The sequence below is a fragment of the Streptomyces sp. CA-243310 genome (assembly GCF_050936775.1).
In the GTDB taxonomy this organism is placed as follows: domain Bacteria; phylum Actinomycetota; class Actinomycetes; order Streptomycetales; family Streptomycetaceae; genus Streptomyces.
The window spans coordinates 51,290-76,736 of the sequence record NZ_JBNJMF010000001.1 but is presented as its reverse complement, the minus strand read 5'-3'; the positions used below and the strand labels follow the sequence as shown (position 1 = coordinate 76,736).

The 25,447-nt window shown below is 71.9% G+C and carries 25 protein-coding genes; 11 read left to right on the top strand and 14 right to left on the bottom strand.

From position 1 onward, the window contains the following. Positions 1 to 13 precede the first annotated feature (13 nt). The 7 genes from ACQEVM_RS00410 to ACQEVM_RS00380 form a co-directional block, all read right to left on the bottom strand. Complete coding sequence (locus tag ACQEVM_RS00410; protein ID WP_433073227.1) at positions 14 to 1,216, bottom strand: cytochrome P450; 1,203 nt, start codon at positions 1,214 to 1,216, stop codon at positions 14 to 16. Positions 1,217 to 1,442: 226 nt separating this feature from the next. Next, on the bottom strand, positions 1,443 to 2,102 hold the full coding sequence (locus ACQEVM_RS00405; RefSeq protein WP_433073224.1) for a response regulator: 660 nt from the start codon (positions 2,100 to 2,102) through the stop codon (positions 1,443 to 1,445). Continuing rightward, positions 2,099 to 3,379 carry a sensor histidine kinase gene (locus ACQEVM_RS00400; RefSeq protein WP_433073221.1) on the bottom strand — a complete coding sequence of 427 codons (1,281 nt, stop codon included), beginning with the start codon at positions 3,377 to 3,379 and terminating at the stop codon, positions 2,099 to 2,101. The genes ACQEVM_RS00405 and ACQEVM_RS00400 overlap by 4 nt, the downstream gene beginning before the upstream one ends. A 136-nt stretch (positions 3,380 to 3,515) precedes the next feature. After that, complete coding sequence (locus ACQEVM_RS00395; protein WP_433073218.1) at positions 3,516 to 4,205, bottom strand: response regulator; 690 nt, start codon at positions 4,203 to 4,205, stop codon at positions 3,516 to 3,518. Then, on the bottom strand, positions 4,205 to 5,419 hold the full coding sequence (locus ACQEVM_RS00390) for a sensor histidine kinase (RefSeq protein ID WP_433073215.1): 1,215 nt from the start codon (positions 5,417 to 5,419) through the stop codon (positions 4,205 to 4,207). Before ACQEVM_RS00390 ends, ACQEVM_RS00395 begins: the two co-directional genes overlap by 1 nt. Before the next feature lie 118 nt (positions 5,420 to 5,537). Continuing rightward, the gene (locus ACQEVM_RS00385; protein ID WP_433073212.1) at positions 5,538 to 6,740 is read right to left on the bottom strand and encodes an acyltransferase family protein; all 1,203 of its coding nucleotides are present in this window, start codon (positions 6,738 to 6,740) and stop codon (positions 5,538 to 5,540) included. Further along, positions 6,733 to 7,749 carry an alpha/beta hydrolase gene (locus tag ACQEVM_RS00380; RefSeq protein WP_433073209.1) on the bottom strand — a complete coding sequence of 339 codons (1,017 nt, stop codon included), beginning with the start codon at positions 7,747 to 7,749 and terminating at the stop codon, positions 6,733 to 6,735. Before ACQEVM_RS00380 ends, ACQEVM_RS00385 begins: the two co-directional genes overlap by 8 nt. 231 nt (positions 7,750 to 7,980) lie before the next feature. On the opposite strand from ACQEVM_RS00380, the gene ACQEVM_RS00375 reads away from it, so the two are divergent. Beyond that, positions 7,981 to 8,472 (top strand): HIT family protein, encoded by a 492-nt coding sequence (locus ACQEVM_RS00375; RefSeq protein ID WP_433073206.1) that lies wholly within the window; start codon positions 7,981 to 7,983, stop codon positions 8,470 to 8,472. A gap of 184 nt (positions 8,473 to 8,656) precedes the next feature. Here ACQEVM_RS00375 and ACQEVM_RS00370 read toward each other — a convergent pair whose 3' ends face one another. The 4 genes from ACQEVM_RS00370 to ACQEVM_RS00355 all read right to left on the bottom strand — a co-directional run bounded on the left by ACQEVM_RS00370 (position 8,657) and on the right by ACQEVM_RS00355 (position 12,304). Next, entirely contained in the window at positions 8,657 to 8,827 is a 171-nt protein-coding gene (locus ACQEVM_RS00370; RefSeq protein WP_433073203.1) for a hypothetical protein, read from the bottom strand. A 159-nt stretch (positions 8,828 to 8,986) separates the two neighbouring features. Then, positions 8,987 to 10,858: a protein kinase domain-containing protein gene (locus ACQEVM_RS00365; protein WP_433073200.1), complete on the bottom strand. Its 1,872-nt coding sequence runs from the start codon at positions 10,856 to 10,858 to the stop codon at positions 8,987 to 8,989. Between the two features lie 170 nt (positions 10,859 to 11,028). After that, positions 11,029 to 11,682 carry a MarR family winged helix-turn-helix transcriptional regulator gene (locus tag ACQEVM_RS00360; protein ID WP_433073197.1) on the bottom strand — a complete coding sequence of 218 codons (654 nt, stop codon included), beginning with the start codon at positions 11,680 to 11,682 and terminating at the stop codon, positions 11,029 to 11,031. Beyond that, complete coding sequence (locus ACQEVM_RS00355) at positions 11,675 to 12,304, bottom strand: DJ-1/PfpI family protein (RefSeq protein WP_433073194.1); 630 nt, start codon at positions 12,302 to 12,304, stop codon at positions 11,675 to 11,677. The genes ACQEVM_RS00360 and ACQEVM_RS00355 overlap by 8 nt, the downstream gene beginning before the upstream one ends. A 238-nt stretch (positions 12,305 to 12,542) precedes the next feature. Between ACQEVM_RS00355 and ACQEVM_RS00350 the strand changes: the two genes are divergently transcribed. From ACQEVM_RS00350 to ACQEVM_RS00340, 3 genes are all read left to right on the top strand, one after another. Then, entirely contained in the window at positions 12,543 to 13,895 is a 1,353-nt protein-coding gene (locus ACQEVM_RS00350; protein ID WP_433073191.1) for an aspartate aminotransferase family protein, read from the top strand. 123 nt (positions 13,896 to 14,018) lie between these two features. Then, complete coding sequence (locus tag ACQEVM_RS00345) at positions 14,019 to 14,684, top strand: GntR family transcriptional regulator (RefSeq protein ID WP_053676944.1); 666 nt, start codon at positions 14,019 to 14,021, stop codon at positions 14,682 to 14,684. 157 nt (positions 14,685 to 14,841) lie between these two features. Further along, on the top strand, positions 14,842 to 15,492 hold the full coding sequence (locus ACQEVM_RS00340; RefSeq protein ID WP_053676943.1) for a hypothetical protein: 651 nt from the start codon (positions 14,842 to 14,844) through the stop codon (positions 15,490 to 15,492). 117 nt (positions 15,493 to 15,609) lie between these two features. Here the strand turns inward: ACQEVM_RS00340 and ACQEVM_RS00335 are convergent, their stop codons facing one another. Then, the gene (locus tag ACQEVM_RS00335; RefSeq protein WP_433073186.1) at positions 15,610 to 16,335 is read right to left on the bottom strand and encodes an SLATT domain-containing protein; all 726 of its coding nucleotides are present in this window, start codon (positions 16,333 to 16,335) and stop codon (positions 15,610 to 15,612) included. 255 nt (positions 16,336 to 16,590) lie between these two features. Between ACQEVM_RS00335 and ACQEVM_RS00330 the strand changes: the two genes are divergently transcribed. From ACQEVM_RS00330 to ACQEVM_RS00300, 7 genes are all read left to right on the top strand, one after another. Then, positions 16,591 to 16,935 carry a YbaB/EbfC family nucleoid-associated protein gene (locus ACQEVM_RS00330; RefSeq protein ID WP_078998671.1) on the top strand — a complete coding sequence of 115 codons (345 nt, stop codon included), beginning with the start codon at positions 16,591 to 16,593 and terminating at the stop codon, positions 16,933 to 16,935. A 60-nt stretch (positions 16,936 to 16,995) separates the two neighbouring features. Next, positions 16,996 to 17,595 carry a recombination mediator RecR gene (gene recR, locus ACQEVM_RS00325; RefSeq protein WP_433073183.1) on the top strand — a complete coding sequence of 200 codons (600 nt, stop codon included), beginning with the start codon at positions 16,996 to 16,998 and terminating at the stop codon, positions 17,593 to 17,595. Continuing rightward, entirely contained in the window at positions 17,588 to 18,274 is a 687-nt protein-coding gene (locus ACQEVM_RS00320) for a DUF5063 domain-containing protein (RefSeq protein WP_433073180.1), read from the top strand. The genes recR and ACQEVM_RS00320 overlap by 8 nt, the downstream gene beginning before the upstream one ends. Positions 18,275 to 18,366: 92 nt before the next feature. Beyond that, positions 18,367 to 19,641, top strand: coding sequence for an aspartate kinase (locus ACQEVM_RS00315; RefSeq protein ID WP_433073177.1), 1,275 nt, complete (start codon positions 18,367 to 18,369; stop codon positions 19,639 to 19,641). Then, positions 19,638 to 20,714: an aspartate-semialdehyde dehydrogenase gene (locus ACQEVM_RS00310; RefSeq protein WP_433073174.1), complete on the top strand. Its 1,077-nt coding sequence runs from the start codon at positions 19,638 to 19,640 to the stop codon at positions 20,712 to 20,714. The genes ACQEVM_RS00315 and ACQEVM_RS00310 overlap by 4 nt, the downstream gene beginning before the upstream one ends. A gap of 205 nt (positions 20,715 to 20,919) precedes the next feature. Further along, positions 20,920 to 21,702: a SigE family RNA polymerase sigma factor gene (locus ACQEVM_RS00305; RefSeq protein WP_433079736.1), complete on the top strand. Its 783-nt coding sequence runs from the start codon at positions 20,920 to 20,922 to the stop codon at positions 21,700 to 21,702. After that, complete coding sequence (locus ACQEVM_RS00300; RefSeq protein WP_433073171.1) at positions 21,699 to 22,796, top strand: hypothetical protein; 1,098 nt, start codon at positions 21,699 to 21,701, stop codon at positions 22,794 to 22,796. Before ACQEVM_RS00305 ends, ACQEVM_RS00300 begins: the two co-directional genes overlap by 4 nt. On the opposite strand, the gene ACQEVM_RS00295 is transcribed toward ACQEVM_RS00300, so the two are convergent. Both ACQEVM_RS00295 and ACQEVM_RS00290 read right to left on the bottom strand, forming a co-directional pair. Further along, a complete protein-coding gene (locus tag ACQEVM_RS00295) occupies positions 22,768 to 23,580 on the bottom strand; it encodes an SURF1 family protein (RefSeq protein ID WP_433073168.1) in 813 nt (270 codons plus the stop codon). The genes ACQEVM_RS00300 and ACQEVM_RS00295 overlap by 29 nt on opposite strands. Positions 23,581 to 23,622: 42 nt before the next feature. Further along, positions 23,623 to 25,443, bottom strand: coding sequence for a prolyl oligopeptidase family serine peptidase (locus ACQEVM_RS00290; protein ID WP_433073165.1), 1,821 nt, complete (start codon positions 25,441 to 25,443; stop codon positions 23,623 to 23,625). Between the last annotated feature and the right edge of the window lie 4 nt (positions 25,444 to 25,447).

The following is a 25,447-nucleotide window of genomic DNA, read 5'->3' as shown; positions in this document are numbered from 1 at the left end:
CTGAAAGCTCGGATCAGAACTCCACGACCAACTCCCGCAGCCCCCTGATGACGTACCCCTCCCGCCACTGCGGCTCGCGGACGAGCCGCAGTGGCGGAATCGTCTCCGCCAGCAGCGCCCCGAACGAGGCCGAAAGCTCCAGCCGCGCCAGCGGCGCCCCCAGGCAGTAGTGGATCCCCGCCCCGAAGGTCAGGTGGGGATTGTCGGTCCGTGCGAGGTCCAGGGTGTCGGGCTCCTCGAAGCGTGCGGGGTCCCGGTTCGCGGACCCGAAAAGCAGCGCCACCTCGGCCCCGCGCGGGATGACGGTGTCCCCGACCCGGATCTCGTCGAGCACCCAGCGTTCGAACATTTGTAGGGGTGTATCGAATCGCATGAGTTCATCCACAGCTGTGGACAACTTTTCGGGATGCGCCCGAAGGTCCGCGAGCCGGTCGGGGTGACGGAACAGCGCCCACCACCCGTTGACGGTCGTGTTGACGGTCGCCTCGTGTCCCGCGTTCAGCAGAAGTACGCAGGTGGAGACCATCTCCTGTTCGCTGAGTCGGCCGCCCTCATCGTGAGCGGCGATCAGCCCGGAGATCAAATCCGGACCGGGTCGCTTGCGCCGCTCGCCGATCAGCGCCCGCAGGTAATCACCGAACTCCACGCTCGCGGTGACGGCCCGTCGGGCCGTCGCCTCGTCAGGCCGCAACTCGAACATTCCGCAGATGTCCGACGACCAGGGCCGCAGCAGCTTCCTGTCCGCTTCCGGGATTCCCAACAGCTCCGCGATCACCGCCACCGGCAGCGGCTCGGCGACCGACGTCAGCAAGTCCCCGCCCCCGTCGGCCAGCAGGCCTCCCGCCAACTCGCCGGCCAGTCGTTCCACCGCCGGAGCGAGCCGCTCCACGGTGCGCGGCGTGAACGCCTTCGCCACCAGCCGGCGCACCCGCGCGTGCGCGGGATCCTCCAGGTCCAGCAGCCCGTTGCCGTTCAGGACGTGGAACGGCTCGTGCTCCGGCGGCGGCGCCTGCCGCCCGAACTCCTCGTGCGAGAAACGGTGCAGATACGTCCGCCCCAACCGCCTGTCCCGCAACAGCGCGCTCACATCGGCGTAGTGCGACACCAGCCACTGTCCGGTCGCCTCCGACCACACCGCGCGCCCCTGCTCCCGCAACTCCCGGTAGGCGGGGTACGGATCGGCGACGAAGGCGGCATCCCACGGATCAAAGCCCATTCCCGCACCCTAGGGGCGGGCCGCCCCTCCCGACGGGAGGTTTGGATCACTTCCAGGAAATCCCCCGAAACAACCCCTGAGACCGCCCCCGAAAGGCCCCCCGAGACCGCCCCAGGCCCCCGAGGCTGCCCCGCTACCCGCTACCCGCTACCCGCTACCCGCTACCCGCTACCCGCTACCCGCTACCCGCTACCGGCTGCGACATCCCGGCGGCCGACGAACGGACCTAGGCCGGCCTGACCAGTCGTGTCTCGTACGCGAACACCGCCGCCTGCGTCCGGTCCCGCAGGCCCAGCTTCACCAGGATCCGACTCACATGCGTCTTGATCGTGGACTCCGCGACGACCAGCCGATCCGCTATCTCGGCATTCGTCAGTCCCTGCGCGATCAGCACCAGCACCTCCGTCTCCCGCTCCGTCAGCTGCGCGACCCCCGCCGGATCCGAGAGGCGGGGTGACTCCGCGAGTTTCGAGAACTCCACGATCAGCCGCTTGGTCACCGAAGGCGCCAGCAACGCCTCGCCGGCCGCCACGACCTTGACCCCCTCCGCCAGTTGACGAGCCGAGGCATCCTTCAGCAGGAATCCGGACGCACCCGCCCGCAGGGCCTGGTACACGTACTCGTCGAGGTCGAAGGTCGTCAGGACCAGCACCTTCGCGTCCGTGTCGGCGGCCACGATCCGTCGGGTCGCCTCCAATCCGTTCATCTCCGGCATCCGGATGTCCATCAGCACCACGTCCGGCCGCAGGGCCTCCACCTGGGCGATGGCCTGGAGGCCGTCCACGGCCTCCCCGACCACCTCGATGCCCTCCATCGCGTTCAGCAGGACGGAGAACCCCTCACGGACCATCATCTGGTCGTCGACGATCAAGACCCTGATCGTCATGCCGACGCCGCTTCCGGCTCGGGCCGGCTGCGCACCGGTATGAACACCGCCACCTCGAACCCACCCGCCATCGTCTCCTGCGCCGTCATCTCCCCCTCCAACATCGCCACCCGCTCCCGCATACCGGTGATGCCGTGCCCGGCCCCCGGCGACGGGGGCACATCCGTGGTCCCCGGACCATTGACGACCCGTATCCCCAGCCCGCCCAACACATACGACACCTCGACCCCGGCCACCGCCCCCGGAGCGTGCCGCAGGGTGTTGCTCAGGGCCTCCTGGATGATCCGGTACGCCGACAGCTCCACCCCCTGAGGCAGCTCCCGCACCGCACCGGTGACCGTCTTCTCCACGGTGAGCCCCGCGTCCCGCACATTGGCCAGAAGTCCGTCGAGCATGGCCAGTGTCGGCTGCGGGGCATCGGGCGCCTCGTAGTCCGCGGACCGCACCACCCCCAGCACCCGGCGCAGCTCCGTCAGCGCCGCCACGGCGTTCTCCCGGATGGTGACGAAGGCCGCCTCCAGCTCCGGCGGCGGATTCTTCACCCGGTACGGGGCCGCCTCCGCCTGGATCGCCACCACCGACATGTGGTGCGCGACCACGTCATGAAGCTCCCGCGCGATGGTCGTCCGCTCCTCCAGCAGCGTCCGCCGGTCCCGCTCCACCGCCGTGACCTCCTGCTGCGCAGAGACCTCCGCCTTGGCGTGCCGGCGTATCTGGATGCTGCTGGCAACGAGCAGCGCGAAGGCCGATCCGACGATCATGTTCATCGAGTTCATGCCGTACCGGCCCGCGAACACCACCTCGACCGCCATGCTGAGGGCGACCGTGAGCGCCCACATCCAGGCCGCCACGCGCGGCCCGCGGCGGAGCGTCACCAGGACCATGACCGCGATGTACGCCAGGAAACTGCCGGGGGTCCAGGGCCAGGTCATCGAGGACCCGCCCACCACGGCGAGCAACAGCGTCATCGCGACCGCCGCCCACCATGCGGCAATCGGTCGGACCAGTGTCATCAGCACCGGCACCGCCGCCAGGACGCCGCTGCCCAGCCTGCTCGTCGTACCGAAATAGGTGTACTGGGTCACGAACGTGAAGAACAGGACGAAGAGTGCCAGCGCACCCACCTGTATGTGGCGGATCCACCCGTTGTACTGGCGTATCGACGCCGGAAGCCGGCGGACGAACCACCCCTCGGTCGTCTTCGCCGGCAACGGCCGGAACGCGAAGGCATCGGTGATGAGGTCATGGCGCAGGGTCTGGAGCAGACCCGAAACCATCCTGAATTCCGGTGTCCGGGTTGTCCCCCGGGTGGTCGTATCGGTCACATACAGAACCGTAGGTCCGTACACCCCTCCCCCGCGTCGCCGCTGAAGGGGATATCCCAAGGTCCCCCTCAAGTACTACGCCGACGTGTCAGTAGCCCGTCGGACGGATCAGGCCCGTCTCGTACGCGAACACCGCCGCCTGGGTCCGGTCCCGTAGACCCAGCTTCACCAGGATCCGGCTCACGTGCGTCTTCACCGTCTGCTCGGCCAGCACCAGGTGCCCCGCGATCTCCGCGTTGGACAGGCCCTGCGCGATCAACGACAGCACCTCCGTTTCCCGCTCCGTCAGCTCGTCGATCCGCGCACGCGAGGGGCCTCGCGGTGCGCCCATCCGCGAGAACTCCGTGATCAGCCGTTTCGTGATGTTCGGCGACAGCAGGGCCTCGCCCGCCGCCACGACCCGCACGGCCTCCGCGAGCTGATCGGCGGACGCGTCCTTGAGGAGGAACCCGGAGGCTCCGGCGCGCAGCGCCTCGTACACGTACTCGTCGAGGTCGAAGGTGGTCAGCACCAGCACCTTCACCGTGGCGGCCGGATCACCGGTGATGATCGAGGTGGCCTCGATGCCGCCCATGCCGGGCATCCGGATGTCCATCAGCACCACGTCCGGCCCCAGCTCGGACACCTTCGCCACCGCCTCCGCCCCGTCCACCGCCTGCCCCACGACCTCTATGTCGGGCTGGGCGTTGAGGAGCACCGTGAAGCCTTGGCGGACCATCATCTGGTCGTCGGCGATCATCACCTTGATCGGTCCGACCGGGTCGTTCAGGACGGTCATCAGGCCTTCTTCGTGTCGTTCGGCCCGGCAGCGAGGCTTCCGGGCGGATCCATGGGGAGGACGGCGCTCACCTCGTACCCGCCGTCGGGGCTCGGCCCGGCGGCCAGTTCCCCGCCCAGCATGCCCGCCCGCTCCCGCATGCCGAGCAGCCCGTGCCCGGCGCCCGGGGACGGCGGGACGGGCCCGGTCGGCGCGCTGTTGGCGACACACAGGTGAAGTTCGCGCGGTCCGTACGCTATGCCGACCTCGACCCGTGAACCCGGCGCGTGGCGAAGGCAGTTGCTCAGTGCCTCCTGCACGATCCGGTACGCGGTCAGCTCGACTCCCGGCGTCAGCGCCCGGCGGATGCCCGCGACCGCGGTCGTGACCTCCAGACCGGCCCCCCGGACGTTGTCCACGAGGCTGCCCAACTCGGCCAACGTCGGTTGGGGGTGATGGGAGTCCGCCGAATCGTCGGGACTCTCCGAACGCAGCACACCCAACACCCGGCGCAGCTCCGTCAAGGCCTCCAGGGCGTTCTCCCGGATGCCGGCGAGGTTCTCCTTGAGCTCCTCGGACGGGTTCTCGACGAGGTGCGGGGCCACCTGCGCCTGGATGGAGATCACCGACATGTGGTGGGCGACGACGTCGTGCAGCTCGCGGGCGATGCGGCTGCGCTCCTCCAGCAGCGTCCGCTGCGCCCGCTCCGCCTCGGTCAGGGTCTCCTGCTCCACGAGCTTGCCGCGGGCCAGTCGCGAGGCGCGCAGCGCGTAGCCGAGAACACCGGTGAAGCCGAAGACGACCAGGGCCGCCAGCGTGGTGGTCTGGCTGCCGTCCGGCCGGCAGAGGGCCTCGGCGAGTCCGGTGCAGACCATCGGGACCGTGATGGCCGCGATGGTCACACGAGCCGGTACGCGCAAGGCGACCATGAGGATCACCGGGGCGAAGGTGAAGAGACCACCGGCCATCCAGGGCCACATCTGGCCCTGCCCCACATGATCGTGGATCTCCCAGGCGGACAGGCCCGCGGCGATCAGGCCGAGCCACCAGGCGGCGAGGGGTCGGGACATCGCGAGGGCGATGGCCGCGCTGCTCATGACCGACAGCGCCACCGGGGTACTGCCCGCCAGGCCGTAGTGGTCGAAGAGCTGGTTGCCGTGGAGGAAGCCGAAGAACACCGCGACGTAGACCAACACCACGTGCGGCAGGCGGGCCAGCCAACGGGGGCGTGACATCCGGGGCAGCGGGTCCCGCCGCAGGGTCAGGAGATCCCGCGCAATTCCCTTCAAGAAAGCGCGGGTTCGCACCGAGGGCGGATCCGGGTGTTCTCTCTGCTCTTCCACGTCGTCCACCCTAGGCATCTGCGGTCTCCCTCTCGGATGCCGGCAGCCGATCCCCGGAGGCGGAGCCGACGCGGACGACGCGACCACCACGAGCGGGCGCCCCCTGTTCGTACGTCCGGAACGCGGCCCAGCACACCAACAGGGCGGCCGCGAACACCGGCAGCCACAGCAGACGAGCCGCTATCCAGAGGGGGGAGTCGGGGACTGTGTGCAGACCCGGCACATCGGCGGCCACCAGGAGGCCGAGGGCGGTGACGGCCATCATCGCGGTCTGGTGCCAGAGGAAGACGGTCATCGCGGACAGGTTCACCAGCGCCACCTTCGCCCACGCCCGAGGCCGCCGCATGGCTCGGGCGAGCCGGTCGCGGACCAGGAGGGCCAAAGCGCACTGGGCCACACCGAACGCTACGGCCGCGATGGTCGGAGGATTGAGGTTCGAGATCTCGGCGCCGGGGACGCCCACCATGGACGCCGGGTACCCGCCCCAGAGGATCAGTGCGGCTGTGGCGAGCGCGCCGCCCACCAGCAGGAGGAGGATCGGGGCCCGTCGGACGAAGGCCCCCCGGGACCAGGCGGCCCCCAGCGTGTACGGGACGAGCCAGCCGGCGGCGACATTGACCCAGCCGATCCACTCGGGTCCCGCGAAGCCGAAACGCCAGACATCCACACCCGCCACCACCGCCGCCGGCCACAACGGGTTGAGTCGGGCCACGAGCGGGGTCGCGGCGGTGAGCACGGCGAACACCAGCAGGAACCAGAGCGGCGACAGGACCAGCTTCACCAGCGACCTGACGGTGTCGAAGTCCACTCCACCGAGCAGCATTCCACCCGCCGTGATCGCCCACAGGGTGACGACCGCCGCCACCGGCCGGAACAACCGGCGCAGCCGCTGACCGATCCACGCCCCGTACGAGACTCCGCGCGCCCGGGCCGACGCGTACCCCTGGGCGGCGACGTGACCACCGACCAGGAAGAAGACGGCCAGGGTCTGGAACACCCAGGAGACCGGGGCCAGCACGCTCATGTGGGCCAGCGGACTTGTCGTGCTCAGACCGCCGTTGGCCGTGGTCAGCGCGGTGACCAGCCAGTGGCCCAGCACCACGCCGAGGATGGCGAAGGCGCGCAGCGCGTCCACCGAGCGATCCCGGGAGGCCGGGGTGGCGGCATGTATGCGGTCCGCGAGGTCGGACCAGCGGTCGGGACGCTTACGCATGGGAGGCCTCCGAGGAGTTCGGCCGTGCGAGGACATCGGAAGCGCCGGCAGCGACGACGGCAGGGGCGGTGTCGGCACGGGTGGTGTCGGCGGAGCCGACGACGATGCGGGCCAGGCTGTCGAGGGACTCGGTACCGGGCCGCAGGTAGTCGCTGTGCCCGGCGTCACCCGCCCCGAAGGCCAGGGCGCCGAAGGCGGGATCCACCGGGTCGGTGCCGAACCCCATCGAGCCGAGCCGCACATGCGGCACGTGGCCCACCCAGTCGTCGCTGCCGCGCCCGGCCCAGACGCGCGCGGTGGTCGGCAGCTCGGAGACCGACCCTGCCCCCGTCCCCGGGCTGCCGTACAGAACGGTGTCGGTGACCTCGGGGCCGGTCGTGGTGCGGGCGCAGACCACGGAGCCGTAGGAATGGCACAGGAGTGATATCCGGGCGGCGGGCCGGGTGAAGTCCCGCAACTCGTCCAGGAAGTGACTCAGTTCGGTGGCGCCCTCGTCGGCCCGACCGGTGGTCAGGACCGTGGTGCTGACCGTGCCGGGGGTGTCGTACCCGAGCCAGGCGACCACGGCGGAGCGAGGATGCTCGGCCTGGAGGCGCTGCTGAAGGGCGACGGCCCCGGCACGGAACCTCTGATAGGTGTCCAGCGTGGTGTCGGAACCGGGTACCAGCACGGCCACCCGATCCGCGGTGTCCACATCGCCGAACACCTCGACGGCGCGCCCCTTCCCCCGCCCGTCGAAGCTCAGGAATCGGGCCCCGTCCGAAGGCGCCGCCATGGCCCGGAGCTTCGCCGCCCGGCCGCCGCGGCCCGCGTCCTGTGCCATCCGGGCCGCCTCCGCGAGGTTGCCCTGGTTGGCGGTGTAGCGGACCCCGGCCGCGGTGCCGTCGGAGAAGGCCACCGGATTCGGGGCGGGCACGGCGGGCGCGGCGGCCGCCGAGAGCGGGAACACCACGGCCGCGACGATCAGGCCGGCCAGCAGGGTGCGGGTCGTACGGCTGCCGATGCTCATGGCGTGGGTTCCTTCGGTCCGGAGGTCCAGAGAGGGGTGCGTTTCTTCTGGTTCCGAAGTTAGGAATCGGGCCCCGTGGTCGGCGTCACGCTGTGGAGCCCTCTTGGTGAGTGGCTCTCAGGTATGACAGGGGCTACCTCCGAGCCATGGGCCAGACACCACCCGCCCTCCGGCCGGCTGCCATGTCCTCACGACAAAGTGCCCACCAGACAGGTTCGTTAGGGTCCTGGGATGATCGACGACGACTGGCGCAAGGACCGCATCGGCAGCGCGCACCGGGGCGAGAACCCCACGGTGCTCCGCCGCCTCGACTCCGGCTTCGCGGTCATCGGGGATCGGCAGTTCCTGCCCGGATACTCGGTTCTGCTGACCGACGACCCGGCCGTGACCCGGCTCTCGGACCTGCCCCCGGCACGCCGGATCGCCTATCTGACCGACCTGGAGCGGCTCGCCGAGGCCGTCGAACGCGCCTGCGCGCGCCTCGATCCGGCCTTCCGCCGCGTCAACATCGAGATCCTCGGCAACACCGACCCGTACCTCCATGCCCACATCTGGCCCCGCTACGACTGGGAGGCGGCGGACCTCGTCCGACTGCCCGTCTGGCTCTACGAGGACGAGGAGTTCTGGCGCGGCGACCGCCACGCCTTGGCGCCCCGCCATGACGCGTTGCGGGCTGCGATCGGCGCGGAGTTGAACGGTCTGCTCGGCCCGACCGGGCCGTAGGCCGTGGCGTCCGAGCCGGCCTGACCGGGCAGTAGGCCGGGGCGTCCGAGCCGACTTGACCGGGAAGCCGGAAGGAAACGGGCACGAGGCAGGCGGCGCGCGGTCGGGGCGCCGGTCGGGGAAGCCGGGCGACGGAGCCGGTCGGGGAGGCCGGTCGGGCGCGGGGCGGTCACGACCCCGCAGCTCAGTCCGCCACCAGGGGTTTCACGTGGCCCGTCCGCCGGCGTGGTGCGGGATCCCGTCCCGGGCTGGTCCGGTACTCCCCGGCATCCACGACCTCCCCGGCGTCCACGACCTCACCGTGCCGGACGATCCACAAGGGTGAGGCCCGGTGGACGACCTGGCCCTGCGGCATCTCCACCTCCTCGCCGACGAGTTCCCCGTAGGCGAGGATGCGTTCCCACCGTCGTGCCGCAACGCTCGACGGTTCCCCGGGCGGCAGTTCGCGATGGCGTCGGCCCGCGTGACAAGCACTGCCTGCCGGATCATTGATCTCGCCACAAACGACCCCCGCCTACTCCTTCTCATACCTGAGAGGGAGCATCGCCGACCCCGTCAGCTCACGCCGAAGGCTTCCGTCGGGCAGCAACCGGAGCCGGCTGACCCCGCCGGGGGCGCAGGTCGCAGGGGCTCCGGAGGTCACGGTCGAGGCGGCCAGTTCCACGGCGTCGCCACCGCGGAGGAGGGTGGCCCGCCACGTGCAGGAGTAGCCCGGGTCCTCGACCCGGAGGTCCATCACTGGGTCGCCGACCGTGCCGGGAGTCAGGGTGAGGTGCCAGGTGGCGGTCCCGGATTTGGCCCGCCAGGCCCCGGCGTAGGAATCGGGCAGTGTTGCCGTCGCGGGTCCGGCCGCGCCGGTGCCGGTGTCCGCGCTGGTACCGGTGGCCGCGCCGGTGCCCGTGTCCGCGGTGGACCGGCTGTCCGCGGTGCCGGTCTTCGGGGGGCGGGTCTCAGGGGACGCGGCTGCGGGCGGCGCGTCGCCGGCGCTGTTCGCCACCGGTCGGGCGACGGGTGGAGCCGCGCCGGGGTCCGTGGTCAGCAGCGTGTGCACCGTGGCCCCCGCCGCGACGGCGACGACCGCCGCCACCGCCGCGAGGAAGGCCGTCGAGGAGCGGCGCGGTCGGGCCACCGGCGCGCGGTGCGGCCTGGGCGGCGGCGCCGGAGGCTGCCGGTGAACGGTCCCGTGCACCGTACCGTCCACCGTCCCGTCCACCGCCCCGTGCACCGTCCCGTGGGTCGACCTCGGCGTCGGCGGGGACGTGGGCGCCGGGACGTAGGTCGACCCCTGAGCCGGCCCGAATCCCGCTTGCCCGGAGCCCGTTCCGAGGCCCACCCCATGCCCCGCCCCGTACGTCGGCGGGTGTGCGGGCCTCGGAACCGGCGGTCGGTCCGGGCCGGCGTCCTCGCGGTCGAGGAGCGCCACCGCGTGCCTGCCGAGCAGCGCCACCAAGGGCGTCGGCAGCCACGGCTCCAAGGCCCGCCCATCGGCCACGGTGTCCGCCGCGCCGACCCGGGCCGACACCTCCGCGGACGTCGGCCGCGCGGCCGGATCCTTGAGCAGGCAGGCCCGTACGAGGTCGAGCAGGTCGGCGTTCACACCGGCCAGGTCGGCTTCCGCTTCGGCGACGCGCAGGAGTAACCCGCCCGCGCCGCCGGGCTCTTCCGTGTCCCCGAAGGGCGGTCGGCCGGTGGCCGCGAACGCCAGGACCGCACCCATGCGGAACACGTCACACGCCGGCGTGACCGGCTCGCCGCGCACCTGTTCGGGGGCCATGAAACCGGGGGAGCCGACGAGGACCCCCGGCCGGGCGAGACCTTGACCGGGGCCGTACGCGGCATCGGGGCCGCAGCGGTCAAGCTCGTCCAGGCCGTCCAGGCCGTCCAGGGCATCCAGGCCGTCCGGCGCCCGGGCGATGCCGAGGTCGATGACGCGGGGGCCGTCGAGCGTGAGCAGCACGTTGGAGGGCTTCAGGTCGCGGTGGATCAGTCCGGCGCGGTGGATGTCCCGGAGGGCGTACGCGAGGCCGGTCGCGAGGATCCGTACGGTACGGGGCGGCAGCGGCCCGAAGTCCCTGGCCACGGCCTGGCGCAGGCTGGGACCGGCGACGTAGCCGGTGGCGAACCAGGGCACCCGGGTCTCCGTGTCGGCGTCGAGGAGCGGAGCCGTCCAGTCGCCGCCGACACGGCGGGCGGCTGCGACCTGCTGCCGGAACCTGACGCGGAACTCCTCGCGGAGGGCCAGGTCGGGATGGACGAGCTTGACCGCGACGGTGCGACCGCGGTCGGAACGGGCGAGGTAGACCTGACCCGTGCCGCCGGCGCCGAGCCGGGAGAGCAGACGGTAGGGGCCGATGCGGTGGGGGTCGGCGGGGTCGAGTGGTTCCATGCCGGGTGGTCCCTCCCACGGGGGGTGGCCGGACGGGCCGAGCGTGGCGCGGTGTGCTCCGCGTGGGGAGGGACGGTGTCCGGGCGGGCCGTGGTTGCGGTGTTTCACGGTTCCCGGTCCCGGGATTCCGTTTGTGGGGCCGCCGGGTACGGCCCCACCGCCGGGCACGGTCAGGACGGGCCGGCGGCACCCCCCGGCGCGGCACCCCCCGGCGCGGCATCCCCGCCCGGGACCTCCTCATCCGCGGCCTCCCCGTTCCCGGCCTCCCCGCCCGCAGGTTCACCGAGGGTGTCCAGCGCCGCCGCCAGGCGTTCGAGGACGCGGGCCGTCTCCGCGAACGCCGACTCGCCCAGTTCGGCGGCGAGTCGGGCCGCCAGGGTGGCGTGGCCCGGGGCGATGCGCGCGATGGCGGCCCGACCGGCCTCCGTCGGACGCAGCAACTTCGCCCGCCGGTGCGCCGGGTTGGGGACGTATTCCGCGAGGCCGCCCGCCGCCAGCAGGTCCGCGACCCGCTGGACGCTCTGGCGGGTGATGCCCATGGTCCGGGCGATGCCCGCGACGGGCAGTGGCTCCCGGAGCACGGCGCCCAGGACCTGCCAGCGGGCCGCGGTCAGGCCGGCCGGGCGGGCCAGTTCCTCCGAGACGGCGAGGAACTGGCCGTTCAGCCGGAACACCCCGAGCGCCGTACGGCTCAGCAGGTCCTGCCGGGCGCGTCCGGAAAGCCCCTCGGCCGCCGCCCCCGCCCCGCCCACTGCCGCGTCCTCCCGCCCGGGCACCGACTCCCCCCGGGACGCCGACCCGGGCCCCGACTCCCGCTCAGGCATCGCCGGCCTCCGCCGCCGCCATCAGGACCGGGAACGCGCTCGCGTCCGAGTCGTGGAAGAGCCGGTACCAGGCGTCCAGTACATCGGGCTTGTACACGTCCAGCCGGGCGAACACCTCGCGCGCGAAGGCCACCGGCTCGGTCGGGCCCGCCGTGATCAGGTCGCCGTCCGTGATCGCGTCGGCCTCGACGTAGTCCGCGCCGCCCCCGTACCCGGGCTGCGCCCCCAGGTATTCGGCGGCCCCGCTGGTGTGCGGGCGGCCGTCCAGCAGGCCGGCCCGGGCGAGGCCCGCGGTGGCTCCGCAGATCGCCGCGACCGGGACCCCGGCCGCCAGGAACTCGCGGGCCTTCGCCGCGAACGGCGCCAGCTCGTCCCCGGTGTCCCAGAGCGCCGCCCCCGTGAGGATGAGCAGCGAGGAGTCCTCGGGGCGCAGGTCGGCGAGGGCCTGATCGGGCAGGACACGGAGGCCGCCCATGGTGGTGACCGGCGTTCCGGCGGCGGCGCCGACCGTGCGGACCTCGTGGCCGCGCTGGGTGAGGTGCGCGGTGGTGTGACCGGTCTCCCAGTCCGCGTACGTGTCGTAGACCGCGAGGTGGACGGGCTTGCGCGGGGTCTCGCTCATGGTGCTCGCCTCCGTGTGTGGGTGTGCGTGCCGGTACGAGGTGCTCGTTGTGCCGCGGCGCGAGGGCGGGCAGTCCCTCACCCCCTCCCCGTCATGACAGAACCCTGTCATGACGACAGTGTGCTGTCAATGCAGTGAATGCCGGTCATCCGATGCAGACAGACTGCCGAGGGGCGACCCCCACCCCCATACAGTCCGCCGATGTCCCTCCCCACCTGCGCACTTTTAGCGTGACCGCATGACCCCTCATGTCACCGGCGCCTCTGTCAAGGCATCCGACCGCACCCACGTCTTCCACTCCTGGTCCGCCCAGGCCCTGATCGACCCGCTCGCCATTGCCGGGGCCGAGGGGTCGCACTTCTGGGACTACGACGGCAACCGCTTCCTCGACTTCTCCTCCCAGTTGGTGAACACCAACATCGGCCACCAGCACCCCAAGGTCGTCGCCGCGATCCAGGAGCAGGCCGCCCGGCTCTGCACGCTCGCGCCCGGCTTCGCCGTCGACGTCCGCTCCGAGGCCGCACGCCTCATCGCCGAGCGGACCCCCGGCGACCTCGACAAGATCTTCTTCACCAACGGCGGCGCCGAGGCCGTGGAGAACGCCGTGCGCATGGCCCGGCTGCACACCGGCCGCCAGAAGGTGCTGTCCACCTATCGCTCCTACCACGGGGCCACGGCAGCCGCGATCAACCTCACCGGCGACCCGCGCCGCTGGCCCTCGGACACCGCGGCGGCCGGCGTCGTGCACTTCTGGGGCCCGTTCCTCTACCGCTCGCCCTTCCATGCGACCACCGAGGCCGAGGAGTGCGCCCGCGCCCTGACCCACCTCGCCGACACCATCGCCTTCGAGGGTCCGGCGACCATCGCCGCGATCATCCTGGAGAGCGTCCCCGGCACCGCCGGGATCATGACCCCGCCGCCGGGATACCTGGCCGGCGTCCGCGAACTCTGCGACCGCAACGGCATCGTGTTCATCCTCGACGAGGTCATGTCGGGCTTCGGCAGGACCGGCAAGTGGTTCGCCGCCGACCACTGGGACGTGCGCCCCGACCTGATCACCTTCGCCAAGGGCGTGAACAGCGGCTACGTGCCGCTCGGTGGCGTGGCCATCTCGGCCGCCATCGCGGAGACTTTCGCCACACGCCCCTACCCGGGCGGGCTGACGTACTCCGGCCACCCCCTGGCCTGTGCCGCCGCCGTCGCGACGATCAACGCGATGGAGGAGGAGGACGTCGTCGGGAACGCCGCCCGGATCGGGGAGCACGTGATCGGACCGGCGCTCGCCGAGATGGCCGAGCGGCACCCCTCGGTCGGGGAGGTCCGGGGGCTGGGCGCGTTCTGGGCACTGGAGCTCGTACGGGACAAGTCGACGCGGGAGCCGCTGGTTCCGTACAACGCGGCCGGTGCGGACAACGCGCCGATGGCCGAGTTCGCGGCCGCCTGCAAGGCGTCCGGTCTGTGGCCTTTTGTCAACATGAACCGGACACATGTCGTGCCCCCGTGCACGATCACGGAAACCGAGGCCAAAGAGGGTCTGGCCCTGCTGGACGCGGCGCTGGAGGTGGCCGACCGGCACGCGGTCGACGCATAGGGATACGGACGGACGGCGTCCGTATATCGGCCGTCATATCCGTATACCGGCCACAAACCGTTCGGTTTCGGCCGCGCTGCCTGGCCTAAGGTGTCCGAAGTTCTACGGAGGAGACGGACCCCTATGCCAGGCAGCGGCGCTGTCACCCGCAACACACTTCGCCGGCAGATCGCGGACGCGCTGCGTGACGAGGTGCTGGCGGGACGCCTGCCCCCGGGGACCGAGTTCACGGTGAAGCAGATCGCCGAGCAGTACGAGGTCTCCGCGACCCCGGTGCGCGAGGCGCTCGTCGACCTCTCGGCGCAGGGGCTTCTGGAGTCCGTGCAACACCGGGGGTTCCGGGTCCGGACCTACTCCGTCGACGACTTCCGGGGCATGATCGAGGCCCGGATGCTGATCGTGGACGGGATATTCCGCCGGCTCGTCGAACGCGGCACCGGGCCGGGGGCGGGCGAGATGCTCGTCTCCGTGCGACGTCGGGGCGAAGAGGCGCGACGGGCCGCGCAGAGCGGTTCGCTCGAAGTGCTGATCGGCTACGACCTGCGCTTCTGGCGGGAGTTGAGCGGTCTGGTCGGCAACACCTACATATCCGAGTTCCTGCACCGGATACGCGTGCAGTGCTGGGTCTTCTCCGTCCCCCACCTCCAGGGCGCGCCGGACATGCGCAGCGCCCTGTGGGACGGCCACCGCGAACTGGTGGAGGCGGTCACGCGGGCGGACGCGACGGAGGTGCGCCGCCTCGTGCACGCGTACAACCAACACGGCCTGGACTGGGCGGCCGGACTGTAGTCGTCCCCGCCGGACCACGGCCGCGCCGGGCGGGCGGGCCCCGTGCACGGGGCGGGTCGGGGGTCGGCGGAGGCCACAGGTTCTGCGGACCCCTTCGCTGAGCGTGTCCGGCGCACTACGCTGGCGGAATCGGCGGCAACGACTGATCGGAGCCCGAGTGGCCTGTGACCTGTGGCTGGTTCCCCTTGTCGACGTGCTGTGCCACAGCCCCGACAACCCCTTCGCGGAAGAGATCGCCTCGTACGACAAGGCGTTGGGCGCGGCGGGACTTCCGTCCGTGCCCGTGTTCGCGTACATGCCGGGGCTCTCCGGCGATGTCGCGCCGGTGGCCGGTTTCGACTACGACGCCCTGCACTTCCTGCGGAGGGCTTACCTGCTCCAGATCTGCGGACTGCCGGTGACACCGGTGGACGAGCTGGGCGGGGACTACGAGCAACTCCTGGAGATGTTCGAGTCGACGGCGCAGCAGTCGCACCTGGTGTGGCACTACGACCACGCGGGTGCGTACGTGCCGGTGGACTTCGCGGCTCCGCTGGCCAACGAGGAGCTGCTGGCCGGGGGCGGCCCGCTGGGATCGGCCCAGGGGCTGTTGCGGGAGCTGGCCCTGGTCGCTCCCGCGATCGGGATAGACCCGGGGAACCCGCCGGCGGCGCCCGCTCCGCCGGGGCGGCCGACGTCCCTGGAGGAGCCCGCCGGGCCGATCCCGTACGACGACAGTCCGTTCGCGCGGGAGCGACACGTGTGGCTGGGGTTGCACGCGGCGGCGACGCGCAGCCTGGGCCAGGGCTCGATGATCATCTTCAGCTGACCGGCGACCGGCGACCGGCGACCGGCGACCGGCGACCGGCGACCGGCGACCGGCGACCGGGCGGCGCGGCCAGTGACCGGCGGCCTGCCCGCCCCGTCCGCCGGGGCGGCCCCCTTCTCAGCGGGGCTGCTCCGGCGGGCGCTGGCGGGGCATGTTCGGTCGGGTGCCGGGCGGGAGCGGGAACCGGGCGGCCGGGACGCCCGGGTCGTTGCGGGCCGGGGACGTGGTCAGGGACTGCATGACCAGGGGCGCCGGTCCGGCCCGGAACTCCACCATCCAGTCCGCCGTCTCCGAGCGGACCAGGTCCGTGACGTCCTCCGAGAACCGCCGCAGCACCGTCAGGCACCGCTCCGCGGCCTCGCTCGCCGTGCCCTCCGTGGGGCCCAGCACCTCCCGCACGTTCTCCGAGGCCCAGTCGAACTGCAACGCCTGGAGTCGCCGCTGCACGGCCTGGGCCGTGGCGACGTCCCGCATCCACCCGGAGGTCAGACCGAAGAACCGGTCGCAGGCCAGGCAGGCGGCGGCCAGCAGCAGGCACAGGTACCCGTACGAGGACGCGCCCGGCGCCGAACCCGTCAGCTCCAGCAGGGGCATGGCGGCACCCGTCACGGCTCCCGCCGCGGCGCCGACCCGCAGTGCGCGGGCCCCCCGTCGCTTCCACGCCCGGTCGGCCAGATACCACTCGGCGGTGCGCAGCGCGTCGGCCTCGACCCGTCGGTAGAGCTCGTCGAGCCGCTCGGCGGGCTCGCCCCAGTCCCCGAGAGGGAACGGTCGCCCGGTCAGGTCGCCGTCCTCTGCGGGATCCCGGGGTGGCCCCTCGGGCTGCATCTCCGGCTGACTCACCGGGCACTCCCTCTGCCTGCGCTGACGTGTCGTGGTGCGCGTGTGCGCAATGGTGCGCATGCTCTTCCTACCTTCGAATGACACGCGATGGACGACGAATCCCGGGTTTTCCGCTCGCAAGGAGGTCTCCATCAGGTACGCGCGCCCCCCGTCTCTCACTCGAAAGAGTTGGTCCTCACGGCGTAGGGCGCGCCGCGCGGGGAGCACGTAGGCTCGGATTGACCAAGCGTTCCCAAGGTGTGGAGTGAGTGCCCTGTGATTTCCGGTGGTGGCCAGCCCGACATGCAGCAGCTGCTCCAGCAGGCCCAGAAGATGCAGCAGGACCTCGCCGCGGCGCAGGAGGCGCTGGCCGAGGCCGAGGTCGAGGGACAGGCGGGCGGTGGCCTGGTGAAGGCCACGGTCAACGGTTCCGGTGAGCTGCGCGCGCTCGTGATCGACCCGAAGGCGGTGGACCCCTCGGACACCGAGACCCTCGCCGATCTGGTGGTCGCGGCGGTCCAGGCGGCCAACGAGAACGCGCAGGCGCTCCAGCAGGAGAAGCTGGGCCCCCTGACCGCGGGTCTGGGCGGCGGCAGCGGCATTCCGGGCCTGCCCTTCTAGACCCCTTATCCGGCCCTCGCGGCCGGACCGTGAAACCCCACAGCGAAAGAAGGCAGTCCGTTGTACGAAGGCGTGGTCCAGGACCTGATCGACGAACTGGGCAGGCTGCCCGGCGTCGGGCCCAAGAGCGCGCAGCGGATTGCCTTCCACATCCTGCAGGCGGAACCCACCGACGTCCGTCGTCTCGCGCACGCGCTGCTCGAAGTGAAGGACAAGGTCCGCTTCTGCGCGGTGTGCGGGAACGTGGCGCAGGAGGAGCGGTGCGGGATCTGCCGTGACCCCCGCCGCGACCCGACGGTCATCTGTGTCGTGGAGGAGCCGAAGGACGTCGTCGCGGTCGAGCGGACCCGCGAGTTCCGGGGCAAGTACCACGTCCTCGGCGGGGCGATCAGCCCGATCGAGGGCGTCGGCCCGGACGACCTGCGGATCCGTGAGCTGTTGACGCGCCTGGCGGACGGCACGGTGACCGAGCTGATCCTGGCCACGGACCCGAACCTGGAGGGCGAGGCGACCGCCACCTACCTCGCCCGCATGATCAAGCCCATGGGCCTGAAGGTCACCCGCCTGGCCAGCGGGCTCCCCGTCGGGGGAGATCTGGAGTACGCGGACGAGGTCACGCTGGGGCGGGCCTTTGAAGGAAGGCGACTTCTCGATGTCTGACGCAACGCTGCACGCCCTGGGTCAGGATCCGGACGACTTCGCGGTCCAGATCGCGGACCAGATCGAGTCCTTCATCGTCGCGGTCACCGAGGTGGCCAAGGGCGAGGACCCGGACAGCGCCGTGCCCTTCCTCCTCCTGGAGGTTTCGCAGCTGCTGCTGGCGGGCGGCCGGCTGGGCGCGTACCAGGACGTCCTGCCCGATGAGCGTTACGAGCCGGACCTCGGACCGGAGCCGGACGTGGACGAGCTGCGCGAGCGGTTCGCCTACATGCTGGACCCGGTCGACGTGTACTCCGAGGTCTTCGACCCCTACGAGCCGCGCAAGGCCCCGGTCGCGCACCGGATCTCCGACGACCTGGCGGACGTGGTCGCCGACCTGCGGCACGGCTTGGCGCACTACCGGGCGGGTCGGACGACCGAGGCGCTGTGGTGGTGGCAGTTCTCGTACTTCTCCAACTGGGGCTCGACGGCCTCGGCGACCCTGCGCGCGCTCCAGTCGCTCGTGGCCCACGTACGGCTGGACCAGCCGCTGGAGGAGCTCGACGGTCTGGACACCGACGAGGACCTGACCGAGGACGATCTCGCGGAGCAGGCGGGGCGGGTCATGGTCGAGGAAATCGCAGGTCCGCTGGGTCTGGGCGGCTCGCGGGCCCGGGGCGCGAGCGAACCCATTCTTTGATCGTTTAGTCTCATGATGTGGTACGAAGCGGTCGGATCGCGGCCGCTCGTTAGACTGCACCAGCAATGAGACGGACTGAGCGAGGAGCGCACGTGGGCCTTGTCGTGCAGAAGTACGGAGGTTCCTCCGTAGCGGATGCCGAAGGCATCAAGCGTGTCGCCAAGCGAATCGTGGATGCCAAGAGGAACGGCCACCAGGTGGTCGTCGTGGTATCCGCGATGGGCGACACGACGGACGAGCTGATCGATCTCGCCGAGCAGGTGTCCCCGATGCCTGCCGGCCGCGAATTCGACATGCTGCTGACCGCCGGAGAGCGGATCTCCATGGCCCTGTTGGCCATGGCGATCAAAAACCTGGGCCACGAGGCCCAGTCGTTCACGGGCAGCCAGGCAGGTGTCATCACCGACTCGGTGCACAACAAAGCACGCATCATCGATGTCACGCCGGGTCGTATCCGCACCGCGCTGGACGAGGGCAACATCGCCATCGTGGCCGGCTTCCAGGGCGTGTCGGCGGACAGCAAGGACATCACCACCCTCGGACGGGGCGGCTCGGACACGACCGCCGTGGCGCTCGCCGCGGCGCTCGACGCCGAGGTCTGCGAGATCTACACCGATGTCGACGGCGTCTTCACCGCGGACCCCCGCGTCGTGAAGAAGGCCAGGAAGATCGACTGGATCTCCTCCGAGGACATGCTGGAGCTGGCGGCCTCCGGGTCCAAGGTGCTGCTGCACCGCTGCGTCGAGTACGCACGCCGCTACGACATCCCGATCCACGTCCGGTCGTCCTTCTCCGGACTGCCGGGCACCTGGGTCAGCAACGAGAATCCGCAAGGGGACGAGCCGGTGGAGCACGCCATCATCTCCGGAGTCGCTCATGACGTCTCCGAAGCCAAGATCACGGTCGTAGGCGTTCCGGACAAGCCGGGCGAGGCCGCGGCGATCTTCCGCGCCATCGCGGACGCGGAGATCAACATCGACATGATCGTGCAGAACGTGTCCGCCGCCTCCACGGGCCTGACGGACATCTCCTTCACCCTCCCCAAGACCGAGGGCCACAAGGCCATCGACGCCCTGGAGAAGGCGAAGGGCGCGATCGGCTTCGAGTCCCTGCGCTACGACGACCAGATCGGCAAGATCTCCCTGGTCGGCGCGGGCATGAAGACCAACCCGGGCGTCACCGCCTCGTTCTTCCAGGCCCTGTCCGACGCGGGCGTGAACATCGAGCTGATCTCCACCTCGGAGATCCGCATCTCGGTCGTCACCCGCCAGGACGACGTCAACGAGGCCGTCCGCGCCGTGCACACGGCCTTCGGTCTCGACTCCGACAGTGACGAGGCCGTCATCTACGGGGGCACCGGACGATGACGCCGATCCGGTCGACCCCGGCACCGGCACTCGCCGTGGTCGGGGCGACCGGAGCGGTCGGTTCGGTCCTGCTCGGGATCCTGTCCCAGCGGGCCGACGTCTGGGGCGACATCCGCCTGATCGCCTCCCACCGCTCGGCCGGCCGCGTGCTGGCCGTGCGCGGGGAGGAGATCGAGGTGCTCGCCCTCACCGAGGACGCCTTCGACGGCCTCGGACCGGGCGACGTCGTGATCTTCCTGACCCCGACCGACGTCTCCGCGCGCTGGGCGCCCGTCGTCACCACGCGCGGCGCGGTGGCCGTGGACCAGTCGCCCGCGTTTCGGGACGACCCCGAGGTGCCGCTGGTGGTGCCCGAGGTGAACGGCCACGCCGTACGGATGAGGCCGCGCGGCATCGTGGCGGGCCCGGACTGCGTGACCGCCTCGATGATCGCCGCGCTGGGCGCGCTGCACGCCGAGTACGGGCTGGCCGACCTGGTCGTCTCCTCGTACCAGGCCGCGAGCGCCGCGGGCCGGGGCGGGTCCGAGACGCTGCGCCGCCAGGTGTCGCTGGTGGCGGGGACCTCCCTGGGGGAACAGCCCGGGGACGTACGTCGTGCCGTGGGCGAGGACACCGGCCCCTTCGCGGCCCCGCTCGCCTTGAACGTGGTGCCCTGGTCCGGTGAGCTGCGCGAGGACGGTTGGTCCTCGCACGAGCTGGCCGTACGGGCGGAGACCCGGCGGATCCTCGACCTCGCCGACCTGCCGATCGCGGTGACCTGCGTACAGGTCCCGGTGGTGACCGGACATTCCCTGTCGGTACGGGCCCGGTTCGAGCGCGAGGTGGACGCCGGGCACGCGCGGGAGATCCTGGAGGCGGCGCCCGGGGTGGTCCTGGTGGACGAGCCCGCCGCGGGGGAGTTCCCCACTCCCGTGGACGCCGCCGGCACGGACCCGGCGTGGGTGGGACGGGTGCGGTCCTCGCTCGACGACCGGAGGGCCCTGGAGTTCTTCGTTTGTGCGGACAATCTCCGCAAAGGGGCGGCCCTGAATGCGACGCAGATCTCGGAACTGATCGCGGGTGAATTTGCGTAATTCGCTTTGTAGGATCGGTGTCGATCCCTTGATCAAGGTGATGGCCCGACTGCCGCCTGGATAAATGGGGCAACCGGGAAGAGCAGGTACGCATGAGCGCAATCGGGATATTGCCGGAGACTCTGGCTCGCGCGTACAACCCTGACGGGGGGACGCGTGTCCAACGGGCGTGGCAGAGGCATTGCTCGACTTCACCGTCATACCGGTGCGTACCGGGATCATCCCCCCGCGCCGGCGATCGGACGTGCCCGGCGGCCTTCCTGTGATCGTGCCCGTCCCGCCGGCGAGCGCGGCGCCGTCCACGCCGTCCGTCGTACCGACCCGGGGCGGCCGCGTGCCCTCACCCCGGGATAGCTCCGGCGCCCCCGGGAGCGACACCGCCGACGACACCGCGGACAAGGGCGCCCCGAACGCGGTCGAGCCGGACGCCGCGCAGCCCGGCCCGGCAGCCCCGGACGCGGCGGGCACGGACACCGGGAAGGTGGTCGTGGCCGGCACCACGGTGGACCACCTCACCGAGACCTACCAGGCCCACTACCGCTCCCTCCTGGGCCTGGCAGCACTGCTCCTCGACGACACCGCCTCCTGCGAGGACGTGGTCCAAGAGGCCTTCATCCGCGTCCACTCGGCCCGCAATCGGGTCCGGGACCGCGACAAGACCCTGGCCTACCTGCGCCAGACCGTCGTCAACCTCTCCCGTTCCGCGCTGCGCCGCCGCATCCTCGGCCTGAAGCTGCTGTCCAAGCCGATGCCGGACATGGCCAGCGCGGAAGAGGGCGCCTACGACCGACTGGAACGGGACGACCTGATCAAGTCCATGCGGGGACTCCAGCGACGCCAGCGCGAGGTGCTCGTGCTCCGTTACTTCGCGGACATGACGGAGGTTCAGGTCGCCGAGGCGCTCGGCATATCGCTCGGCTCGGTGAAGGCGTACGGATCGCGGGGCATTGCCGCGCTGCGGGTGGCGATGGAGGCTGCGCAGTCATGATGGACGACCGGAAGAACGACGCCGAGGGCACCGACGAACAAGCACTGCGAAGTCTGCTGAGCGGAGCCGTCCAAGGCCTGGAGCCGTCCGACGGAGCGCTGGAGCGACTGCGGTACGCCGTCCCCGCGCGCCGGGCCCGCAAACGGCAGGTCCTCGTCTGCGCCGCGGCCGCGGCCGTACTCGCCGGGGCGGCCGTCCCGACCGCCCTGCACCTGACCGGAGGCCAGGGCTCCGCCACCGACCACTCCGCCATGGCCGGACACGGGCAACAGCAGGACGGCGCCGGCGGAGGCACCTCCGACCCGCACCAGAACGGCTCGGGCAAGTCCGCCGCCCAGCCCACCTTCCATCCGGGGTCCGGCCAGAGCGCCGGCGGCACGCCGTCCCCGAGGCCCAGCGGCTCCCCCTCCGACAGCGTCGTGGCGGGCCCGTCCGGCACGGCCTCCGCCGGCGCGGCGAGCGGTTCGGACAGCACCCCGCGGCCCCCGGTGGGCGCGGCCGGCGCGGTGCCCGGCTGCTCCGCCGACCAGCTGGGGGTGCTGGGCAGCGCCCGCGCCCCCCGTGCCGACGGCAAGGTGTACGGCAGTTTCAAGGTCACCAACGTCTCCGGCCGGGACTGCACGGTCACCGGCCCGGACACCGTCACCGCCGCCTCCGTGGCGAGGTCGGCCCCGCCCGCGCAGGGCTCCGGGGTCACCGTGCTCAGCCACACCGCCGGGGACCCGGCGAGCGAACTGCTGCCCGATCCGGCCGCCGAGTCCGCCTCGGTGGTCCTCGAACCGAACGCCGCGTACGAGGTGCGGTTCGCCTGGGTGCCCTCGGCCCAGTCCTGTCCGGCGGCGTCCGCCGGACCCACGGGCAGGCCCCCGGCGGGCGGTACGGGCGAGCCGCCGGCCGGCACCCAGGGCGCCGGCGCCGACGGGGCGGCGGCCTCGGACCCGGTGAACGGCGGCGCCGGCCCGGACCCGGCGGGCGTGGCCGTGTCCCACACCCCCGAGGCGGGGGCTCCGACCACGCAGACGACGATCCCCGACGCCTGCGGCGGGACGGTCTACCGGACGGGCGCTATCGCGCTGGGGGCGTCGACGCAGTAGCGGCGGGGGTCGGTTCCGCGGCGACCGGCTCCGCCGGCAGCAGGCCCGCCTCCGTGTCCCGCAGGGTCTCCACCTCGCGCCGGTAGAGCCGGAACCACATGAAGAGCACGAACGCGGCGAAGACGAACCACTCGCCGGTGTACCCGAGGTTCTGGAAGGCCTTGAGGTCCAGGCCGGTGTTGGTCGGCGCCTTCGCCGGCACCGGAACCATCCCGTCCGACGGGGTCTGCACCGTCAACCAGGCGTCGTACAGCGGCTCCTGCACCATGTTGACCAGCGTCGCCGCCCCGATCACCCCGAGCTGCCCGGCCGGCAGACCGCCCTGGGAGTACACGCCCTTGGTCCCGGAGTTCTCCGAGGCCTGGAGCGCCCCGGTCACCTCGACCCGCCCGCCCGGCGCGGCCGGCGCCTTCGCCGGGTCCGCGGTGCCCGGCAGCCAGCCCCGGACCACCGGGACGGCCTTGCCGGAGTCGGTCTTCAGCAGGGTCAGGACGTAGAAGCCGGACTTCCCGTCGAGTTGCCGTTCGGGGACGAGCAACTGCCGCCCGTACACACCGGACGTCGAAGCCGACCGTCCGGAGGTCTCGGTGTCCACCGGGAGCAGCGAGTCCAGCGGCGCTGCCGCCCGGTCGGCGGGCCGTGCGGTGGACGCCTCCCGATGGGTGTCGACGCGGTCCTCGAACCGGCCGAGCTGCCAGGTCCCCATGAACAGGCAGAAGGGGACGCCGAGCGCGACGAAGACGTTGATCCCCCACCAGCGCGGGGTCAGGAGAAACCGGTGCACCCCACCACGGTACGGGGGGTGCACCGGTCATCGGCTGCCGGGTCAGGCCGGAAGGTGCTTCAGGGCGAACTCCAGATCCATCCGCACCTGCTTGATCCGCTCCTCCACGACCAGCGAACCGTGCCCGGCGTCGTAGCGGTACACCTCGTGTACCGCCCCGCGCGCCGCGAGGCGGTCCACGTAGTTCTCGATCTGCCGGATCGGGCAGCGCGGGTCGTTGAGACCCGCCGCGATGTGCACGGGCGCCTTCACCGAGTCCACGTAGGTCAGCGGGGAGGACGCCTCGAAACGGTCCGGGACCTCCTCCGGCGTGCCGCCGAGGAGGGTGCGGTCCAGGGACTTGAGCGCCTCCATCTCGTCGTGGTACGCCGTCACGTAGTCCGCGACCGGCACCGCCGCCAGGCCCACGGCCCAGGCGTCCGGCTGGGTCCCGAGGCCCAGCAGTGTCAGGTACCCGCCCCACGAGCCGCCGGACAGCACCAGCCGTGCCGGATCCGCGAGACCGGACTCCACGGCCCACTCCCGGACGGCCGCGATGTCCTCCAGCTCGATCAGACCGACCCGGTGCTTGAGGGCGTCGGTCCACTCGCGCCCGTAGCCCGTCGAACCGCGGTAGTTGACCCGGACCACCGCGAAGCCGTGGTCGAGCCAGGCCGCCGGGGTCGCCAGGAAGGAGTCGGTGTCGTGGTGGGTCGGGCCGCCGTGGATCTCGAAGATCGTCGGGAACGGGCCGTCCCCGCGGCCCGTCGGCCGCTGCGCGAGCGCGTGGATCCGGCCACCCGGACCCTCCACCCACACGTCCTCGACCGGCACGGAGCCCGGCGGCCGGAAACCGGGCGGATCCAGCACGACACCGCCCGCGGTGGACCGCACGGTCGCCGGCTCGGCCGCCGAGGACCACTGGTACTCCACCGACCCGTCCGGGCGGGCCGTCGCACCGGACACCGAGCCCGGGGGAGTCTCCACCGCGACGAGGGACCGCGAGGCCAGGTCGTAGCGCCACAGCTCGCCGCGCGCCTCGAAGTCGTGCGACACCAGCAGCGCCGAACCGTCCGGGTACCACTCGGCGCCCACGTCGCCCGGCAGCTCGATCCCCAGCTCGGTCTCGGTGCCCGCGGCCACGTCCCAGATCATCGGCTCCCAGCGGCCGCGCCGCTGGTGGGCGACGAGCAGCCGGGTGTCGCCGGCGACCGGGGCGAAGCCGAGCACGCCCAGCCCCAGCTCCACCGTGCCGCCCTTGGAGTCGTCGAGCTCCGCGACCGCCGCGCCGTCGAGGGTGACGACGCGCAGCGCCGAGTGCATCGCGTCGCCGTGCTCGGTGTGCTCGATGACCAGCAGCGTCCCGTCGCGGGACAGGTCGCCCACGCCGGCGGACTCGTGGTGCCGGTAGATCACGGACGGCGCGCCGCCGTCGGGCCGTACGACGTGGACGGTGGTGCCCTCCTCGTCGGTGGACCGGCCGACGACCGCGGTGCCGTCCCGGCCGATGGCGAGCCCGGCGGGGTACGAGGGCTCCAGACCGGGCGTGGCCGGCGTGTCGGGGCCGCCCGCGAACGGCTGGCGGACCCAGGTGCCGAACTCGTCACCGTCGGTGTCGGAGAACCACCAGATCCACTCGCCGTCGGGGGAGAGGGTGCCGTCGGTGGTGCCGTTCGGACGGTCCGTGGCCTGACGACGGGAATCGGTGGCGCGGTCCCAGGCGTACAGCTCGTAGGTCCCGGTCGCGTTGGAGACGAACAGGGAACGGTCCGGCGCGTCCTCGGCCCACTCGGGCAGCCCGACGCGCGGGGCCCGGAAGCGCTTCTCCCAGTCGGGCATGGCGGGCGTGTCTGCGAAGGCGTCTGCGTCAGTCATGCCCCCCATGTAA

Excerpts from the sequence above, each read along its gene's own strand:
- ACQEVM_RS00410 (WP_433073227.1), bottom strand. The coding sequence starts at position 1,216 with ATGGGCTTTGATCCGTGGGATGCCGCCTTCGTCGCCGATCCGTACCCC.
- ACQEVM_RS00405 (WP_433073224.1), bottom strand. The coding sequence starts at position 2,102 with ATGACGATCAGGGTCTTGATCGTCGACGACCAGATGATGGTCCGTGAG.
- ACQEVM_RS00400 (WP_433073221.1), bottom strand. The coding sequence starts at position 3,379 with ATGGTTTCGGGTCTGCTCCAGACCCTGCGCCATGACCTCATCACCGAT.
- ACQEVM_RS00395 (WP_433073218.1), bottom strand. The coding sequence starts at position 4,205 with ATGACCGTCCTGAACGACCCGGTCGGACCGATCAAGGTGATGATCGCC.
- ACQEVM_RS00390 (WP_433073215.1), bottom strand. The coding sequence starts at position 5,419 with ATGTCACGCCCCCGTTGGCTGGCCCGCCTGCCGCACGTGGTGTTGGTC.
- ACQEVM_RS00385 (WP_433073212.1), bottom strand. The coding sequence starts at position 6,740 with ATGCGTAAGCGTCCCGACCGCTGGTCCGACCTCGCGGACCGCATACAT.
- ACQEVM_RS00380 (WP_433073209.1), bottom strand. The coding sequence starts at position 7,749 with ATGAGCATCGGCAGCCGTACGACCCGCACCCTGCTGGCCGGCCTGATC.
- ACQEVM_RS00375 (WP_433073206.1), top strand. The coding sequence starts at position 7,981 with ATGATCGACGACGACTGGCGCAAGGACCGCATCGGCAGCGCGCACCGG.
- ACQEVM_RS00370 (WP_433073203.1), bottom strand. The coding sequence starts at position 8,827 with ATGCCGCAGGGCCAGGTCGTCCACCGGGCCTCACCCTTGTGGATCGTC.
- ACQEVM_RS00365 (WP_433073200.1), bottom strand. The coding sequence starts at position 10,858 with ATGGAACCACTCGACCCCGCCGACCCCCACCGCATCGGCCCCTACCGT.
- ACQEVM_RS00360 (WP_433073197.1), bottom strand. The coding sequence starts at position 11,682 with ATGCCTGAGCGGGAGTCGGGGCCCGGGTCGGCGTCCCGGGGGGAGTCG.
- ACQEVM_RS00355 (WP_433073194.1), bottom strand. The coding sequence starts at position 12,304 with ATGAGCGAGACCCCGCGCAAGCCCGTCCACCTCGCGGTCTACGACACG.
- ACQEVM_RS00350 (WP_433073191.1), top strand. The coding sequence starts at position 12,543 with ATGACCCCTCATGTCACCGGCGCCTCTGTCAAGGCATCCGACCGCACC.
- ACQEVM_RS00345 (WP_053676944.1), top strand. The coding sequence starts at position 14,019 with ATGCCAGGCAGCGGCGCTGTCACCCGCAACACACTTCGCCGGCAGATC.
- ACQEVM_RS00320 (WP_433073180.1), top strand. The coding sequence starts at position 17,588 with ATGTCTGACGCAACGCTGCACGCCCTGGGTCAGGATCCGGACGACTTC.
- ACQEVM_RS00310 (WP_433073174.1), top strand. The coding sequence starts at position 19,638 with ATGACGCCGATCCGGTCGACCCCGGCACCGGCACTCGCCGTGGTCGGG.
- ACQEVM_RS00300 (WP_433073171.1), top strand. The coding sequence starts at position 21,699 with ATGATGGACGACCGGAAGAACGACGCCGAGGGCACCGACGAACAAGCA.
- ACQEVM_RS00290 (WP_433073165.1), bottom strand. The coding sequence starts at position 25,443 with ATGGGGGGCATGACTGACGCAGACGCCTTCGCAGACACGCCCGCCATG.